Origin of the sequence: Achromobacter pulmonis, from assembly GCF_021733725.1 — a bacterium.
Classification (GTDB): domain Bacteria; phylum Pseudomonadota; class Gammaproteobacteria; order Burkholderiales; family Burkholderiaceae_B; genus Achromobacter; species Achromobacter pulmonis.
In genome coordinates this window covers 5,227,792-5,243,378 of sequence record NZ_JAIFOT010000001.1, presented here as the reverse complement: position 1 = coordinate 5,243,378, position 15,587 = coordinate 5,227,792, and the positions used below count along the sequence as shown (strand labels likewise).

17 protein-coding genes are annotated in these 15,587 nt (G+C 69.8%); 6 read left to right on the top strand and 11 right to left on the bottom strand.

Annotated features, from left to right (window positions below; all coding sequences use genetic code 11):
- Positions 1-160: 160 nt before the first annotated feature.
- The gene (locus tag K2W61_RS24130) at positions 161-1,450 is read left to right on the top strand and encodes a Glu/Leu/Phe/Val family dehydrogenase (RefSeq protein ID WP_175135125.1); all 1,290 of its coding nucleotides are present in this window, start codon (positions 161-163) and stop codon (positions 1,448-1,450) included.
- 97 nt (positions 1,451-1,547) lie between these two features.
- On the opposite strand, the gene K2W61_RS24125 is transcribed toward K2W61_RS24130, so the two are convergent.
- From K2W61_RS24125 to K2W61_RS24100, 6 genes are all read right to left on the bottom strand, one after another.
- Positions 1,548-2,360 (bottom strand): RsiV family protein, encoded by an 813-nt coding sequence (locus tag K2W61_RS24125; RefSeq protein WP_236756732.1) that lies wholly within the window; start codon positions 2,358-2,360, stop codon positions 1,548-1,550.
- A 66-nt stretch (positions 2,361-2,426) separates the two neighbouring features.
- On the bottom strand, positions 2,427-3,203 hold the full coding sequence (locus K2W61_RS24120) for a lipoate--protein ligase family protein (RefSeq protein WP_175135127.1): 777 nt from the start codon (positions 3,201-3,203) through the stop codon (positions 2,427-2,429).
- On the bottom strand, positions 3,200-3,475 hold the full coding sequence (locus K2W61_RS24115; protein ID WP_175135128.1) for a lipoate-protein ligase small subunit: 276 nt from the start codon (positions 3,473-3,475) through the stop codon (positions 3,200-3,202). Before K2W61_RS24115 ends, K2W61_RS24120 begins: the two co-directional genes overlap by 4 nt.
- A 40-nt stretch (positions 3,476-3,515) precedes the next feature.
- Entirely contained in the window at positions 3,516-3,980 is a 465-nt protein-coding gene (locus K2W61_RS24110; RefSeq protein WP_175135129.1) for a GNAT family N-acetyltransferase, read from the bottom strand.
- Positions 3,981-3,991: 11 nt separating this feature from the next.
- Positions 3,992-4,690 (bottom strand): glutathione S-transferase N-terminal domain-containing protein, encoded by a 699-nt coding sequence (locus K2W61_RS24105; protein ID WP_236756731.1) that lies wholly within the window; start codon positions 4,688-4,690, stop codon positions 3,992-3,994.
- Between the two features lie 124 nt (positions 4,691-4,814).
- Positions 4,815-5,714: a DMT family transporter gene (locus K2W61_RS24100; RefSeq protein ID WP_175140062.1), complete on the bottom strand. Its 900-nt coding sequence runs from the start codon at positions 5,712-5,714 to the stop codon at positions 4,815-4,817.
- Between the two features lie 122 nt (positions 5,715-5,836).
- On the opposite strand from K2W61_RS24100, the gene K2W61_RS24095 reads away from it, so the two are divergent.
- The gene (locus tag K2W61_RS24095) at positions 5,837-6,304 is read left to right on the top strand and encodes an Lrp/AsnC family transcriptional regulator (protein WP_054504305.1); all 468 of its coding nucleotides are present in this window, start codon (positions 5,837-5,839) and stop codon (positions 6,302-6,304) included.
- Positions 6,305-6,405: 101 nt separating this feature from the next.
- Here the strand turns inward: K2W61_RS24095 and K2W61_RS24090 are convergent, their stop codons facing one another.
- The 4 genes from K2W61_RS24090 to K2W61_RS24075 form a co-directional block, all read right to left on the bottom strand.
- On the bottom strand, positions 6,406-6,900 hold the full coding sequence (locus K2W61_RS24090) for a glutathione peroxidase (RefSeq protein ID WP_175135132.1): 495 nt from the start codon (positions 6,898-6,900) through the stop codon (positions 6,406-6,408).
- 15 nt (positions 6,901-6,915) lie between these two features.
- Positions 6,916-8,118, bottom strand: coding sequence for an MFS transporter (locus tag K2W61_RS24085; protein WP_236756730.1), 1,203 nt, complete (start codon positions 8,116-8,118; stop codon positions 6,916-6,918).
- 128 nt (positions 8,119-8,246) lie between these two features.
- Positions 8,247-9,449, bottom strand: a complete 1,203-nt coding sequence (locus K2W61_RS24080; protein ID WP_175140060.1) for a DUF1501 domain-containing protein — start codon at positions 9,447-9,449, stop codon at positions 8,247-8,249.
- A 19-nt stretch (positions 9,450-9,468) separates the two neighbouring features.
- Positions 9,469-11,061, bottom strand: a complete 1,593-nt coding sequence (locus K2W61_RS24075; protein ID WP_236757075.1) for a DUF1800 domain-containing protein — start codon at positions 11,059-11,061, stop codon at positions 9,469-9,471.
- 276 nt (positions 11,062-11,337) lie between these two features.
- Between K2W61_RS24075 and K2W61_RS24070 the strand changes: the two genes are divergently transcribed.
- On the top strand, positions 11,338-11,670 hold the full coding sequence (locus K2W61_RS24070) for a hypothetical protein (RefSeq protein ID WP_175140059.1): 333 nt from the start codon (positions 11,338-11,340) through the stop codon (positions 11,668-11,670).
- Positions 11,671-11,698: 28 nt separating this feature from the next.
- Here the strand turns inward: K2W61_RS24070 and K2W61_RS24065 are convergent, their stop codons facing one another.
- Positions 11,699-12,574 carry a LysR substrate-binding domain-containing protein gene (locus K2W61_RS24065; RefSeq protein WP_175135136.1) on the bottom strand — a complete coding sequence of 292 codons (876 nt, stop codon included), beginning with the start codon at positions 12,572-12,574 and terminating at the stop codon, positions 11,699-11,701.
- A gap of 76 nt (positions 12,575-12,650) precedes the next feature.
- On the opposite strand from K2W61_RS24065, the gene K2W61_RS24060 reads away from it, so the two are divergent.
- The 3 genes from K2W61_RS24060 to K2W61_RS24050 are packed head-to-tail and all read left to right on the top strand — an operon-like array spanning position 12,651 to position 15,576.
- A complete protein-coding gene (locus tag K2W61_RS24060) occupies positions 12,651-13,808 on the top strand; it encodes a four-carbon acid sugar kinase family protein (protein ID WP_236756729.1) in 1,158 nt (385 codons plus the stop codon).
- Complete coding sequence (gene pdxA, locus K2W61_RS24055; protein ID WP_236756728.1) at positions 13,805-14,857, top strand: 4-hydroxythreonine-4-phosphate dehydrogenase PdxA; 1,053 nt, start codon at positions 13,805-13,807, stop codon at positions 14,855-14,857. Before K2W61_RS24060 ends, pdxA begins: the two co-directional genes overlap by 4 nt.
- Before the next feature lie 11 nt (positions 14,858-14,868).
- A complete protein-coding gene (locus K2W61_RS24050) occupies positions 14,869-15,576 on the top strand; it encodes a 4-hydroxythreonine-4-phosphate dehydrogenase (protein WP_217483954.1) in 708 nt (235 codons plus the stop codon).
- Positions 15,577-15,587: the final 11 nt, after the last annotated feature.

Here is a 15,587-nt window from a genome sequence, read left to right as displayed (position 1 = left end):
CGGTTGGGAGGACTAGGATAGACGCAGCGTTCCGGCAGGCCGGGCGCCAGGCGCGAATCGGATGCCATTAATGCGTCACCAATAAAAATATTTTTATAAAATATGGGGACACGTTTAGGTTGTGGATAAAATGGCGCAACTTTGTCAGGAGAGCATGTTCATGTCTCAAACTCCCACCCATGCCTTGCCGTCTTATCTGAATGCCGACGATCTCGGCCCCTGGGGTAATTACCTGCAACAAGTCGACCGGGTCACGCCGTACCTCGGTTCGCTGGCGCGCTGGGTCGAGACCCTGAAGCGCCCCAAGCGCTCGCTGATCGTGGATGTGCCGATCGAGTTGGACAATGGCAGCGTGGCCCATTTCGAGGGTTATCGCGTGCAGCACAATACGTCGCGCGGTCCGGGCAAGGGCGGTGTGCGTTTCCACCAGGACGTGACGCTGTCGGAAGTGATGGCGCTGGCCGCCTGGATGTCGGTCAAGAACGCCGCGGTCAACCTGCCGTACGGCGGCGCCAAGGGCGGCATCCGGGTCGACCCGCGCAAGCTGTCGCAATCCGAGATCGAGCGCATGACGCGCCGCTACACCTCGGAAATCGGCGTCATCATCGGCCCGTCCAAGGACATTCCCGCCCCCGACGTGAACACCAACGCCCAGACCATGGCCTGGATGATGGACACGTACTCCATGAACGAAGGCTCGACCGCCACCGGCGTCGTGACCGGCAAGCCGATCGCCCTGGGCGGCAGCCTGGGCCGCGTCGAGGCCACCGGCCGCGGCGTGTTCGTGGTCGGTTGCGAAGCTGCGCGCGACCTGAACATCGACGTGTCCAAGGCGCGCGTGGTGGTGCAGGGCTTCGGCAACGTGGGCGGCACGGCTGCCCGCCTGTTCCATGAAGCCGGCGCCAAGGTCATTGCGGCGCAGGACCACACCGGCACCGTGCACAACCCCGCCGGCCTGGACGTCCACAAGCTGCTGTCGCATGTGTCGCAGCATGGCGGCGTGGGCGGCTTTTCCGGCGGCCAGGCGCTGGACAAGGACGAGTTCTGGACGCTCGAAACCGAATTCCTGATCCCGGCGGCCCTGGAAAGCCAGATCACCGCCGACAACGCCGCCAAGGTGCGCGCCAAGATCGTCGTGGAGGGCGCCAACGGCCCGACCACGCCGGAAGCGGACGACATCCTGGCCGAACACGGCGTCTACGTGGTGCCGGACGTGCTGGCCAACGCCGGCGGCGTGACGGTGTCGTACTTCGAGTGGGTGCAGGACTTCTCCAGCTTCTTCTGGAGCGAGGACGAGATCAACCAGCGCCTGGAGCGCATCATGCGCGAAGCCTACGGCTCGATCGCCCAGGTGGCCAAGGAGCACAAGGTGACGCTGCGCACCGCCGCGTTCATCGTCGCTTGCACGCGCATCCTGCAGGCCCGCCAGGTGCGCGGCCTGTATCCGTAAGGCCTGCGGGCGCCGGGCGAGGGCCCGGCGCGCTGCAGGAGCGTGAGGAAGACAGACAGACCGCCCCGACAGGGGCGGTTTCCATTTGGGCGACGCCCTAGGATCGGGGCAGCAGTTCCGGCTTGAGGATGCCGCGCAGGTCCGCGTAGGGAATGCTCAGTTCGGGTTCGCCATAGGAGTACGGCGCGATCGAGTAGGCGTCGTACTTGACCACGATGCCGTCGCGCGTGAGGGCGAAGTTGTCGCTTTCCTGAAACGGCCACATCTTGTTGTAGGCGGCCGGGTCGCGCCTGGCGTCGGCGTTGTCGGCCAGCCACTTAGCGTGGGCCTGCCGCAGGGCCGCGACGTACTCGGCGCGGCGCCCCGGAATCAGGGCTTCGTCCAGCGCCATGACGCGGCCGCGGCTGCGCTCCCAGTTCAGGTATTGGGTGGCGGGAATGCCATGCGCCGCGCCGGTCAGGAATTGTTCGGTGTGCAGCTCGATCGAGACGATGTCGCCGACCGTGTCCTTGACGCTGGCCTTGAAATAGGTGGCGTCGCGCGGGCGCGCGGTGGACCAGAAATACTGGGTGTATTCCGACAGCGTCTGGTAGGGACCGCGGCGGTTGGCGTCGGTGCCGGTCATGTAGGCCAGCACGTGGTCGACCAGCGCGCTCAGCTTCGGGATGCCGGGAAAGGCCACGCTGTCGATCTCGACGCGCGGGCAGTCACCCTTGCAGCCGGGCTTGCTGGCGGCCCACTTGATGCGTTCGGTGGCCAGGTCGCCGATGGTCTCGGGCGTGGCGGTGCCGGCCGCCGGGGTGTCCAGCGTGATATTGGCGGGGGGCGAACTGCCGCAGCCGGCCAGGGCCAGCAGGACGGCTCCCAGACCCGCGGCGCAAAGGCCGCGCGGGGGGCGGGGAAGACGCATTGAACTACCTCCAGAAAACCCGGCCGCGCCCGCGGGCGCGGCCATCCAACTTCAACCCGCGGCGCCTCAGGGTACGGCCGCGGTCCATTCGGGCGTGGAGAATTTTTCGGCGGCCTGGGCTTCGGCCTGGGCCAGCGTGGCCGCGCCCACCTGGCCGGGCGTCAACCGGTGCAGGCTGGCGAAGGTGTCCACCATGCGCTGGATGATGACCTCGCGCGCCAGCCCGGTCTGGGTGCGCAGCGGGTCGACGCGCTTCTTGGCGCTGGTGGTGCCCTTGTCCGACAGTTTCTCGCGCCCGATGCGCAAGACTTCCACCATTTTATCGGCGTCGATGTCGTAGGACATGGTGACGTGGTGCAGCACCGCGCCGGCGCGGCGGGCCTGGGCGGCGCCGCCGATCTTGCCGATGTCCGAGGCGATGTCGTTGAGCGGCTGGTACCAGGCCTTGATGCCCAGGCCCTGCAGCGCCTGCAGCACCCAGGCGTCCAGGAAGGCATAGCTTTCCTGGAAGCTCATGCCGTGCACCAGCGCCTGCGGCGCGCTCAGCGAATAGGTGATGCTGTTGCCGGGTTCGATGAACATGGCGCCGCCACCGCTGACGCGGCGCACCACCTCGATGCCGTGGCGCTGGGCGCCGTCGGGGTCGACTTCATTCCTGAGCGATTGGAAGCGGCCGATCACGACCGCGGGCGCCGACCATTCCCAGATGCGCAGGGTGGGCGGGCGCGTGCCGGCGCCGACTTCGTCGGTGATGACGGCATCCAGCGCCATGTGCAGCGCGGGCCGCTGCGGCGCTTCGTGGATCAGTTGCCAGTCGTAGTCGTTCCAGTCGGTGCGCGTCATGCCAGCGCCCTTCGCAGCACCACCGCCACGGCTTCGGCCGAGAAGCCGAACATTTCGGTGTTGGCCGGCAGGGCCGATTGCACCGCCAGCGCCAGTTCCAGCTCGCCGGCGTCGGCGGGCAGGCCGTTCAGGCCGCGGTTGATGGCTTCCAGGGCCTCGGGCGGTTCCAGGAAGAAATCGCCGCTGATGCGGACATCGGCCAGGCGGCCGTCGCGGACGTCCAGGTCCGCCACCACCAGCTTGCCGCCGGGGACTTTGTATTCGCCGTGCATGGGCGCTCCTTGTGTATCGGGCCTGGCGCCGCGAACGGCGCTACAGGCTCAGTTTCATGCCGTCATGGCTGGCCACGAAACCCAGGCTTTCGTAGAAGCGGCGGGCATCGGGCCGGGCGCGGTCGGTGGTCAGCTGCACCAGGGCGCATCCCTGCGCCCGGCATTGCTCGATGGCCCACTCGAACATGGCGCGCCCCAGGCCCTGGCCGCGCGCCGACGAGGCGATGCGCACGCTCTCGATCTGTCCGCGCCATTGGCCCAGCCGCGACAGGCCGGGTATGAACGATAACTGCAAACAGCCGATCAGGCGCGCGTCGCGTTCGACCACCGCGAAGTACTGGTTCGGATCCTGCTCGATGGCGGCAAAAGCCGCAGTGTAGCGGGGGTTGAGCGGAATCGACGGATCTTCGCGCTTGGCGCCGAGTTCGTCGTCGGCCAGCATGGCCACGATTTCGGGCAGGTCGGCCGCGCGCGCGCGGCGGAACCGCAGTGGGGAATCGGTCATGGTGGCCTCGCTCAGCGCACGTTCTGCGCCGTCTGGCCGAACAGGATGCGGCGCGATTCCTCGTCGCCGACCGACGGGGCGGTGTTGACCTGGTCGGCCAGCGCGTAGGCGCGCTGCACGGCGGGTCGGGTGGCGATGGCGTCGAACCAGCGCTTCAGGTGCGGGAAGTCGTTCAGATCCTGGCCCTGCTTGGCGTGCGGCACGATCCAGGGGTAGGCGGCCATGTCGGCGATGGAGTAGTCGCCGGCAACGAATTCGCGGTCGGCCAGGCGCTTGTTCAGCACGCCGTAGAGGCGGTTGGTTTCCTTGACGTAGCGCTCGATGGCGTAGGGGATGCGTTCGGGCGCGTAGCCAGAGAAGTGGTGGTTCTGGCCGGCCATGGGGCCCAGGCCACCCATCTGCCAGAACAGCCATTGTGAGACTTCGGCGCGGCCGCGCAGGTCGGCGGGCAGGAAGCGGCCGGTCTTCTCGGCCAGGTATTGCAGGATGGCGCCGGACTCGAACAGCGACAGCGGCGCGCCGCCGTCGGCCGGTTGCTGGTCGACAATGGCGGGTATGCGGTTGTTGGGCGCGATTGCCAGGAAGTCGGGTTTGAACTGGTCGCCCTTGCTGATGTTGACCGGGTGGACCTGGTAAGGCAGCCCGGCTTCTTCCAGGAAGATCGTGATCTTGTGGCCGTTGGGGGTGGTCCAGTAATAGAGATCGATCATGGGGAGTCCTTTGCGTCTTGGCGCCGCCGACCGTTGCCGGCGGATCGGAACGGCCATGATAGCGGCGCGCCGGGCGCGGGGTCGAATAACCGGGGGCGCGGTGCGGGTTTGGCGCGCGCCCGGGTCAGGCCGCGCCGGGCCGCGCGCCGCCACGCAGGCGCCACTGCCAGTTCAGGCTGACGCCGGCGGCCGCCAGGAAGATCATGGCCACGCCCAGCACCTGGGTGGCGTCCATGCGATGGCCATACACCAGCAGGTCCAGCAGGATCGCCACGGCCGGGTAGATGAAGCTGAGGGCCGCGGTCGAGGTGGTCGGCAGTTTCTGGATCGCCGAGTACATCAGGATGTACATCAGGCAGGTGTGCACCAGGCCCAGCGCCACCAGGCAGCCCCATTGCAGCGGGGCGGCGGGCAGCGCCTGGAAGTCGGCCATCGGCAGCAGCATCAGCGCGCCCAGCGTCACCTGCACCAGTGCCAGCACCTGCGGCGGGATGCCTTTCAGGCGCTTGACGATGACGGCGGTGACGCCATACAGCGCCGCCGCGCCCAGTCCCAGCAGCAGGCCCGACAGGTAGGCGCCGCCGCCGTGGTCGCTGCTGAGCTTGAGCACCAGCAGCAGGCCGGCGAAGGCGAGCACCGACCACGCCAGCTTGCCGCGCGTGGGACGTTCGCCCAGGAACAGCGCGCCCAAGCCAATGAGGAAGAAGGGCTGCACGTTGTAGACGGCGGTGGCCAGCGAGATCGACGCCAGCCGGTAGGCCGAAAACAGCAGCACCCAGTTCAGCACCAGCGCGGCGCCGGCGGCCAGCGCCAGCGCCAAGCTGCGGGCCGTGAACAGGCCGGGCTTGAGCAGGCCGCGCGCCCAGCAGTACAGCAACAGCGACAGGGCGCCGAAGACGCAGCGGAAGAACACCACGTTCCAGGCGCTCTGGCCGGATTCCAGGACGAACACGCCCAGGGTGCCGGAGAGGGTCATGGCGGCGGCCATCTGGGCCAGGCCAACGCGATCGGATGAGGGGGACATGGAAGGCTCCAGGGGACCGTGCGGTCCGCGATTCGATGGGGAAATTATCCCAGGCCAATCGGGCCGGCTATATGATGTTGCTGCGGCAGTTTCGTCGCTGAGCCTTCGTTCAGGTGGAATTTATGCAAAATGACCTAAAGAATGAAAGTCCGGTCTTGGACGGCATCGACCGCCGTCTGGTGGAGATGCTGACGGCCAATGCGCGCACCACCACCGCCGACCTGGCGCGCCAGGTCGGCATGTCCGCGCCGAGCGTGGCCGACCGCCTGCGGCGGCTGGAGGAATCGGGCGTGATCCGCGCCTACACGCTGGACGTCGACCCCGTGGCGCTGGGCTACACGCTGGAGGCGATCGTGCGCATCCGGCCGCTGCCAGGGCAGTTGCGGCGGGTCGAAGGGCTGATCCAGGAAATTCCTGAATTCGTCGAATGCGACAAGGTCACCGGCGATGACTGTTTCATCGCGCGCGTGGTGTTGCGCTCGATCACGCACCTGGACGGCATCCTGGAACGCGTGACCGAGTTCGCCGAGACCAATACCGCCATCGTCAAGGCGCACACGGTGCGCCGCCGCCTGCCGCCGCTGCGCTGAGCGGCGCGCGGGGAGGGCGTGCGGCACCGGGCGAGTGCGCAGCGGCTGGGCGACGTGTTCTGCGATGGCCCGGCGCAAGCCTTGCGCCGGGCCGCAGCGATTCAGGCGGCGCTCGCCGCCAGGGCGCGGACGATATCGTCCTTCAGGCCGGCCGGGGTGTCGGTGGGCGCGTAGCGCTTGATCACCTGGCCGTCGCGGCCCACCAGGAACTTGGTGAAGTTCCACTTGATGCCCTCGGTACCGAAGACGCCGGGCTTCTCGCCCTTGAGCCACCGGTACAGCGGGTCGGCGTTGGCGCCGTTGACGTCGATCTTGGCGAACAGCGGAAAAGTGACGTCGTACTGCGTGGCGCAGAAATCGAGGATCTCGGCTTCGTTGCCCGGCTCCTGGTGGCCGAACTGGTCGCACGGAAAGCCCAGCACCGTCAGGCCGTCGTCACGCAGGCTCCGGTACAGCTCCTCCAGGCCCGAGTATTGCGGCGTGAAGCCGCATTTCGAGGCCACGTTCACTACCAGCAGCACCCGGCCGCGGTAGGCGGCCAGCGGCTGATCGGCGCCGTGGATGTCGCGGGCCGAAAAATCGTAGATCGTGGTCATGCGGGCTCCTTGGGATCAGGCGTCGGAACGGGACGATGCCAGCGCGCCGGGGTGCGGCGGCTGCGCCATCCCGGCGTGCCGTCCATAGTAGCGCGTGCCCCACAGGGTCAGCAGCAATACGGCCGCGGTGATGGCGGCCGACATCCACGGCAGGTCGGTCAGCGGCAGGCCGTGGCCCAGCGCCAGGCTGCCGAGCCAGGCGCCGCCGGCGTTGCCCAGGTTGAAGGCGCCCTGGTTCAGCGTGGAGGCCAGGTTGGGCGCCTCGGCCGCCTGATCCACGATCAGCGTCTGCAGCAGCGGCACCACGGCAAAGCCGAGCATGCCCCAGATGAAGGTCATCACCAGCATCGGCGCCAGGGCGTGGATGGCCTGGCTGAGCGCCAGGAACACCAGCAGCAGGCCCAGGAAGATGCGGCGCAGCGACACTTCCAGATTGCGGTCGCCCAGCTTGCCGCCGAGCGTGCTGCCGACGGTGAGCGCGACGCCGAACAGCAGCAGCACGCCGGTCACGCCGCGCTCGGAGACGCCGGTGATGTCGCGCAGGATCGGCGCGATATAGGTCAGCACGCAGAACAGCGCGGCCGAGGCCAGCACGCTGGCCAGCAGCGGCCACAGCACCCGCACGTCGCGCAGCACGCGGAACTCGCGCAGGATGTTGCCGGGTTGCATGGGAATGCGGCCGGGCAGCCAGGCCGTCAGCGCCGCCACCGCGGCCAGGCCGATGGCGCTGACCACCCAGAAGGTCGAGCGCCAGCCGGCCGCCTGGCCCAGCGCGGTGCCCAGCGGCACGCCCAGCACATTGGCCAGCGTCAGCCCGGTGAACATCAGCGCGATGGCGCTGGAGCGCTGGTGGCGCGGCACCAGGTCGGCCGCCACCACCGCGCCGATGCCGAAGAAGGCGCCATGGCAGAAGGCGGTGAAGACGCGCGCGGCCATCAGCGTGCCGTAGCTGGGCGCCAGCGCACAGAGCAGATTGCCCAGCACGAAGGTGCTGGCCAGGCCGATCAGCGTGGCCTTGCGCGGCAGGCGCGCGGTGAGGATGGCCATGATCGGCGCGCCGATCACCACGCCCATGGCGTAGCCGGTGATCAGCAGGCCGGCGATGTCGATGCTGACGCCGAGGTCGGCGGCGACGTTGGGCAACAGGCCCATGATGACGAATTCGCTGGTGCCGATGCCGAAGGCGGCGGCGGCCAGCGCGATGAGATGCAGGGGCATGGAAAACCGGGGAGGGGGCCGGCGCTCGGGACGCGGCGACAGGGAAGGGAGCACGAATTTTAGAGCAGCGGCCCGCGCGCGCCGCTGCAAATCCCTGTTGCCGATAAGGGTATACCCGTAGTCCGTGTTCAGACCAGTTTCAGGTCCAGCGGCGTGGTGCCCGGGAACACTTGCGCCAGGCGGGGGTGGTCCAGGCCATAGAGACGCGCGAACAGGCCGGCGAACAGCGCGCGGTACTCGTTGAGCACCGGGTAGTCGCGGTCCTGGAACAGGGTGTCGCGCCGCACCTGGACCTGACGGCCGGCGATGCGGCCGCCGCGCACGTGGCCGCCCATCACCCAGTAGACCGTGCCATGGCCGTGGTCGGTGCCCTTGTTGCCGTTTTCGCGGAAGGTGCGGCCGAACTCGCTGATGACGACCACCGTGGCCTGCCGCCAGGCCGGGCCCATGGCCTCGGCGTAGCCGGCCAGCGCCCGTCCCAATTGGCCGAGCCGGTTGGCCAGCATGCCGCTGGCGCCCCCCTGGCCGACGTGTGTGTCCCAGCCGCCGACGTCGACGAAGCCGAGGTTGTAGCGGTCGCGCATGAAGCGGCCGATGCGGCGCGCCTCCTGTTCGAGCTTGCCGGCCGACACGGCGTTGCCGCTGGCCGCTTCCATTTCCGCGTCGAGCTCGGCGCGCGTGGCGCCCATGATGCGCTGGCCCTCGGCCACCGAGGCGCCCAGGTCGGTGTGCTGGTACATGGCGGCGATGGCGCGGTTGTCGGCATCCGAAAGCCGCGACTTGCGCGCGGCGCCGCCCAGGTCGATGTTGGGCACGCGGGCGCCGCCGCGGAAGATTTGCGGCACGTCGGCGGTGAAGGCCGCCGCCTGTTCATCCGGGCCGCCAAGCGCGGCGGCCAGGCGGTTCAGGAAACCCGAGCGGAAGTCGCCGTTCCCGTCCTTGGCCGCGCCCTGGCCGAGTTCGATGCGGTTCTGGGTTTCGAAGTGGCTGCGGCTGGTGTCGTCGGTGCCGGCGAACGGCACGAAGGCCAGTTGGCGCTTCTGGTAGAACGGCAGCAGGCTGTCGGCCAGCGCCGGGTGCAGGGCCCAGCCGTCGGCCAGGGGCAGGGCGGCGCCGGCGCCGCTGCCGGGCCTGGCGATGGCGATGCTGGGGCGCGACTCGTAATAGAAGTCGCTGTTGACCGGCACCAGCAGGCTGGCGGCATCGTAGGCGCCGCGCATGAAGACGACCAGCAGCTTGTTGTTGGCCGCGGCCGGCGCGGCATACAGGCGGCCGGCGCCGAAGACGAGCGGGGCCGTGGCCATGAGTTGCAGGATGCGGCGGCGATGCATGAGGTATCTCCCAAGCGGCTCAGCGCCGCATGAATTCGGGCGAGGCCAGCAGATAGGTGTTGGCGTCCCTGGCGTTGCGCGCCTGGGCGATGGTGTCGCGGGTGGTGGGCGACAGGCGCGCGAACAGGCCGTCGCCAGCGTGCTCGCGCAGCAGGTCGGGGATGCGCGGCAGTTCCACCGGCCCCTTGTCGCCGCCCTCGCGGAAAAACGCCTGCGGCGCGGCGGCGATGGCGCGCGCCACTTCGAAACGCGCGGTCATCTGGCCGGAACCGGCCCAGTCCGATTGCGCCAGCGGGTAGCCGTCGGGTGTCTGGCGCTGGTTCAGTGGCTGGCCCAATTGCCGCAGCATGGCCAGCCCCGGCCTGGGGTTGGCGATGGGCGGCAGGTCGGCGTAGGCCAGGCGCAGGGCCGAGTACACGTAATGCACCGGGTCCTTGAACACGCCGGTCTTGAGCGACTGCGTGAATTCGGGCGAGGCGTAGAGGGTCTGCAAGGTGGCGGCGATGTCGCCATCGCTGGCCAGGAAGGTCCTGGCCATCCGGTCGACCACCGCGGCCGGCGGCGCATCGCCCATGAAGTACGCGGCCAGCTTGGCGCTGATGAAGCGTGCGGTGGCGGGATGGCGCGCCAGCAGGTTCACCGCTTCGTCCACCTCGGCCAGGCCGGCGCCGTGGATGGTGTGCCCCAGGAACCGCTTGTCGCCGTAGTCGTGGCGTGCCGGGTTGAACAGGAACAGGCCGTCCTGCGCCACCTGGCCGCGCAGCGCCGGCCTGACCTTGGGCGGCCCTGCCGGGTTGTGCACGCCCAGGCCGGTGAGGATGCGCGCCAGCTCCTGCACGTCGGCCTGCGTGTAGCCGCCCTTGACGCCCAGCGTATGCAGCTCCATCAGCTCGCGCGCGTAGTTTTCATTGATGCGGCCGGCGGCGTTCTGGGTGTTGTCCAGGTACACCAGCATCGCCGGCGAACGCAGCGTGGCCGCCAGCAGGTCGCGGAACTTGCCGAGCGCGTGCGGGCGGATGGCGCGTTCCTCGTACTGGTCGATGTAGGTGCCGACGTCGTTCTTGGCGGCGTAGACGTTGAAGTGGTTCATCCAGAACCAGGTCATCTGCTCCTGCAACTGGTTGGGCGAGTACAACGCGCGGTAGAAGGCGCGGGTGGCGGTGTCGTCGGCGCGCTGGCGCGAAATGGCGCGGGCGTCGCGCTGGGCCTGCTGTTTCGGGCCAGGGGCGGCACCGCGGGCATCCTGGCGCAGCTTGCGCTGCGCGGCGTGTGCGTCTTCGGCGCTCTGGCGCGAGATCGACAGCGCGTCGATGCGCTGCTGCACGGCGGCGGGCAGGCGCGCGTTCGGGTCGGGATGCAGTTGCGCCTGCAGGTAGCGCTGCGGACCCAGTTCACGTATGCGCGCCAGTTCGGCAGGGGTGGCGCCCCAGGTGATGCGGTTGAGCAGCGCGGCGTCGAGCGCGCGCGTCTCGGCCTGGCGATCCCAGACCGCCGGGTGGAGCGCCGGCCCGGGCGCGGCCGGGCCGGCCCGCAGCGGCGCGGACAACGCCAGGGCCGCCAACGGCAGCAGCAGGGGCGCCAGACGGCGCAGCAAGGAGCGCAAGGACGGCATCGAGCGGATACTTTTCTGGTTGACGGACGGGGCCTGCCGGCAGCAGGCGGTCAGGATCGGCGGCGGGTCGAACGGCCCCGCGGACATCCTGCTCGTGTGACAAGATAGTCGCACCGCCATTCCCGTCGCGACGCCGCTTGAAACGCAAGGAAACCGATGCTTGTGCGATGCGCCGCTGCTTTCCCTGCGCGGCGCGGGGCCATTGCCGCGGATGCGCGGGCCGAGGCCTATCATGTGCCATCGCAGTCAGCGCAATCGGCGCAAAGGAGGCCGGCCATGCGGGAAATGATCGATCGTCTGGAAAGCATGTTGGCCAAGGGCACCGACAACATGTTGTTGCGATTTTCGCTGGGCAAGGCCTACGCCGAGCAGGCGTGCTACGACGACGCCGAAACGCACTTGCGTGCTTCGCTCGCCTTCGATCCGGCTTACTCGGTGGCCTGGAAATGGCTGGGCAAGGCCTGCCTGGGGCGCGGCGACAAGGCCGGCGCGCGCCAGGCCTGGCAGGCTGGCCTGGAGGCCGCGCAGGCGCGCGGCGACAAGCAGGTGGAAAAGGAACTGCGGGTGTTCATGAAGCGCCTGGACAAGGACGCGGCCGTCGCGCCATGACTCGCCGGTCGGCCCGGCAGGGCGCCGCTCAGGCGTCGGCCGCGGCGTCGACCAGCCATTGCTTCAAAGCCGCCAGCGCGGGCGCCGCGCCTGCTGGCGTGGCGCGCGATTCGATCAGCGCGTAGCCGGAACCGTCAGGCGCGAAATCCAGCGGCGCCACCAGGCGGCCACTGCGCAGGTCGTCCAGCGCCAGAATGCGCGGACTGAGCGCCACCCCCAGGCCGGCGGCGGCCGCTTCCACCATCAGGAAATGATGATCCAGGCTGCGCCTGGCGCGCGGAGCAGGGCGTCCCGGCGCCTGGGCCAGCCAATCGTCCCAGGCGCGTGGCCGGGTGCGCGAGGACAGCGCCACGAAATCACCGGCCAGGAAGGCGGGCAACAGCGAAGGGGCCATGACCGGACCCATGTTTTCCGCCATCAGGGGCGTGATGATCCAGTCGGGATGCACCGGGAAGTCCAGGCGCCGCAGCGCCAGCGTGGCCTGGTCGCGGGCGAAGTCCAGCGGGCCGCCACCCACCGACAGGTGCAGTTCGATCTCCGGATGCCGGTCCTGAAATGCCGACAGGCGCGGAATCAGCCAGCGCATAGCCACAGAACGTTCGCAGGACAGCACCAGCGGCCGCTGCGCATCGCGCGTCTGCAAGGTGTCGATGGTGTCATGGATCAGCGCCAACGCGCGCTGCATGGTCGAGGCCAGCAACTGGCCGCCGGCGGTGACGCGCAAGCCGCGGCCAGCCGGTTCCACCAGGGGCAGGCCCAGGTCGTCGGCCAGTTTGGCCACGCGCCGGCTGACCGCGCCATGGGTCAGCGCCAGCTCGTCGGCGGCCGCGCGCATCGAGCCCAGGCGGGCCACCGCCTCGAAGGCGCGCAGGTCATTCAGTGAAGGGCGGCGGGTTGGTTTCATTAGTGATTTTTTATCACGAATAATCGTCAAAAATGATCGATTTTCCAGGTGATTGAGATGAATTTTAATCACCAATATGAACTCACCGACAAACCTTCGCCGAGCCATCGGCATCGTCGCCGACGACCTTACTAGCGCCGCCGATGGCGCCGCACCGTTCCTGCGTGGCTCGGGCCCGGTGCGGGTCCACCGCGGCCTGCCGGACGACCTGGCGCACGCCGTGCTGTCCGTCGACACCGGCAGCCGGGCCCGCACCGAAGCGCAGGCTGGCCGCGTTGCGGCGCAGGCCACCCGGGCGCTGGCGGCGCGCGGCATCCTGTACAAGACCATGGATTCGACGCTCAGGGGCCATGTGCGGACGGAGCTGGCGGCGGCCATGCGTGCCAGCGGCCGGCTGCTGCTGGTAGTGGCGCCGGCCTTTGCCGACGCGGGACGGGTGACGCGCGAGGGGATCCAGTACGTTCATGGCGTGCCGGTTGATGCCAGTCCCTATGGCGCCGATCCGGTGCATCCGGCGCGCAGCGCGCGCCTGCTCGACCTGATCGACCCGGACATCGGGCCGGCCTGCGTCATCCCTGAGGACGCCAGCGCGATGCAACTGCGCGCGGCGATCGCCGCCGCGCGTGTGTTGGTGCTGGACGCCGGTTCGCAACGGGCGCTGGATGCGCGGGTGGCGCAGCTTTGGCAGCAGGGGAGCGCATGCCTGTGGGCCGGATCGCCCGGCCTGGCGCGGGCATTGGCGGCGCAATGCGTGGACGCGGGCGCGGCCCAGCGGGCTTGCGCCGTGACGCGTCGCGCGGCGCGCGTGCTGGTCGTGGCCGGCAGCGCCAACCCGGCCAGCCAGGCGCAGTGCGAGGCCTTGCGGGCGGCCGGCGCGCGCCTGGCGACCCGGGCCGACGAGATCGCGGGCGAAGACACGCTGGCCTGCCTGCGCGCACAGCGCTCGCCGCAAGCCGAACCGGCCGCGGTGCTGGCGGCGCTGGTGGCGCAGGCCAGGCGCGCCATGGCGCGGCATCGCTTCGACGGCTTGGTCGCCACTGGCGGCGACACGCTGGCCGCGCTGCTCGACGCGCTGGCCATCGACACCTTTACCTTGACCTGTGAACTGGCGCCCGGCTTTCCCGCCGGGACCGCCGTGTGCGCCGGCCGGCCCCTGTCGATCGCCATGAAGGCGGGCGGCTTTGGCGGGCCTGGCGCATTGCGCGATGCCGCCTGGAGACTGCTGTGCCGATGAACCCTGTGACCGCGCGGGCCGACCTGCCCGCGCCCGCCTTGCCCCTGGCCATCACCATGGGCGACCCCGCCGGCATCGGGCCGGAAATCGTCGCCCGGACCTTGCTGCAGGCGCGCTACGCGCACTGCTGCGTTGTCGTCGGCGATGCCGGCGTGATGGCGCGCGTGCTGGCGCCGCTGGGCGCGGCCCACCGCATGCGGGTGGTGGACGACGTGGCCGGGGCGCGGACCGCAGCGCAGAGCGGCGAGATCCGCCTGCTGCCATCGTCGCGCATGCCCGCGCCACCGCCATTCGGGCGGATCGATGCGGCCGCCGGCCGAGCGGCATACCAGGCCATCTGCCTGGCCATCGACCTGGCGCGCCAGGGCCGCGTGGCCGGCCTGGTCACGGCGCCCGTGCACAAGGAAGCGCTGGCCGCGGCCGGCGTGCCTTACCCCGGCCACACCGAGATTCTGGCCGAACGTGGCGGCGCCGGGCGCGTGGCGATGATGCTGGCCAATGGGGCCATCGCCACCGTGCTGGTCACCATCCATTGCTCGCTGCGCCAGGCTATCGAGCGCGCCGATTTCGACGCGCAGCTGTCCGCGATCCGGCTGGCGCACCAGGGCGGCCGCGCGCTGGGCGCCGCCGCGCCGCGAGTGGCGGTGGCCGGGCTGAACCCGCATGCCGGCGAAGGCGGCCTGTTCGGCGACGAGGAACAACGCATCATCGCCCCGGCCATTGCCGCCGCGCGCCTGGAAGGCATCGATGCCAGCGGCCCGTGGCCGGGCGACACGGTATTCATGCAGGCGCGCCACGGCCGCTTCGACGTGGTGGTGGCGCAGTACCACGATCAGGGCCTGATCCCGGTCAAGTACCTGGGGCTGGAGCAGGGCGTGAACATCACGCTCGGCCTGCCCTTTGTCCGCACCAGCCCCGACCACGGCACGGCGTTCGACATCGCCGGCCAGGGCATCGCCGATCCCGCCAGCCTGCAGACCGCCATCGACCATGCCTTGCGGCTGGCCGCCAACCCGCCGGACGCCGCAGCGTCCGGCCATCGCGTGTAAGCGTCCCGACTATGATCGAACCCATTGCTCCTGGCGCGACCCGCATGCCCGCCGACTTCATTTTCATGCTGACCCGCAACGACCGCACCATCGATGCGGCCGATGCCTGCCTGGACATCGCGCTGGCCAGCGGCGTGCGCCACCTCGGCTTCAAGGACATCGGCCAGCCGCTGGCCGTGCTGGGGCGCCTGCGGCGCGCCATCCACGCGGCGGGCGCGCGCTGCTACCTGGAAGTGGTCTCGCAGGACCGCGAGAGCGAACTGGCATCGGTGCGCGCCGCGCTGGAACTCGATGTGGACTGCCTGCTGGGCGGCACGCACGTGGATGACGCGCTGGCGCTGCTGGCCGGCTCGAGCATCCGCTATTACCCGTTTCCGGGACGCGTCCACGGCCATCCCAGCATCCTGGGCGGCACGCGCGAACAGATCGCGCACAGCGCGCGGCAGCTGGCCGCCAAGCCCGGCGTGCACGGCCTGGATCTGCTGGCCTATCGCGCCGATGTGGATGTGCCGGCGCTGATGCGGGAGGTGTGCGGCGTGGCGCGGCCGGTGATCGTGGCTGGCTCGCTCGATACGCCGGCCCGCATCCAGGCGGCCTGCCGCGCGGGTGCGGCCGGCTTCACCGTCGGGACGGCCGCGCTGGACGGCCGCTTTGCCGCCGCGCGCGCGGGCCTGGCGGGCCAGCTTGCGGCGATCCAGGCGGCCGCCGCGGCGGCTTGAGCCCGCGCGCC

What these genes read in the sequence shown, in the direction of transcription:
- K2W61_RS24130 (WP_175135125.1), top strand. Translation starts at nt 161, where the DNA reads ATGTCTCAAACTCCCACCCATGCCTTGCCGTCTTATCTGAATGCCGAC.
- K2W61_RS24125 (WP_236756732.1), bottom strand. Translation starts at nt 2,360, where the DNA reads ATGCGTCTTCCCCGCCCCCCGCGCGGCCTTTGCGCCGCGGGTCTGGGA.
- K2W61_RS24120 (WP_175135127.1), bottom strand. Translation starts at nt 3,203, where the DNA reads ATGACGCGCACCGACTGGAACGACTACGACTGGCAACTGATCCACGAA.
- K2W61_RS24115 (WP_175135128.1), bottom strand. Translation starts at nt 3,475, where the DNA reads ATGCACGGCGAATACAAAGTCCCCGGCGGCAAGCTGGTGGTGGCGGAC.
- K2W61_RS24110 (WP_175135129.1), bottom strand. Translation starts at nt 3,980, where the DNA reads ATGACCGATTCCCCACTGCGGTTCCGCCGCGCGCGCGCGGCCGACCTG.
- K2W61_RS24105 (WP_236756731.1), bottom strand. Translation starts at nt 4,690, where the DNA reads ATGATCGATCTCTATTACTGGACCACCCCCAACGGCCACAAGATCACG.
- K2W61_RS24100 (WP_175140062.1), bottom strand. Translation starts at nt 5,714, where the DNA reads ATGTCCCCCTCATCCGATCGCGTTGGCCTGGCCCAGATGGCCGCCGCC.
- K2W61_RS24095 (WP_054504305.1), top strand. Translation starts at nt 5,837, where the DNA reads ATGCAAAATGACCTAAAGAATGAAAGTCCGGTCTTGGACGGCATCGAC.
- K2W61_RS24090 (WP_175135132.1), bottom strand. Translation starts at nt 6,900, where the DNA reads ATGACCACGATCTACGATTTTTCGGCCCGCGACATCCACGGCGCCGAT.
- K2W61_RS24085 (WP_236756730.1), bottom strand. Translation starts at nt 8,118, where the DNA reads ATGCCCCTGCATCTCATCGCGCTGGCCGCCGCCGCCTTCGGCATCGGC.
- K2W61_RS24080 (WP_175140060.1), bottom strand. Translation starts at nt 9,449, where the DNA reads ATGCATCGCCGCCGCATCCTGCAACTCATGGCCACGGCCCCGCTCGTC.
- K2W61_RS24075 (WP_236757075.1), bottom strand. Translation starts at nt 11,061, where the DNA reads ATGCCGTCCTTGCGCTCCTTGCTGCGCCGTCTGGCGCCCCTGCTGCTG.
- K2W61_RS24070 (WP_175140059.1), top strand. Translation starts at nt 11,338, where the DNA reads ATGCGGGAAATGATCGATCGTCTGGAAAGCATGTTGGCCAAGGGCACC.
- K2W61_RS24065 (WP_175135136.1), bottom strand. Translation starts at nt 12,574, where the DNA reads ATGAAACCAACCCGCCGCCCTTCACTGAATGACCTGCGCGCCTTCGAG.
- K2W61_RS24060 (WP_236756729.1), top strand. Translation starts at nt 12,651, where the DNA reads ATGAACTCACCGACAAACCTTCGCCGAGCCATCGGCATCGTCGCCGAC.
- pdxA (WP_236756728.1), top strand. Translation starts at nt 13,805, where the DNA reads ATGAACCCTGTGACCGCGCGGGCCGACCTGCCCGCGCCCGCCTTGCCC.
- K2W61_RS24050 (WP_217483954.1), top strand. Translation starts at nt 14,869, where the DNA reads ATGATCGAACCCATTGCTCCTGGCGCGACCCGCATGCCCGCCGACTTC.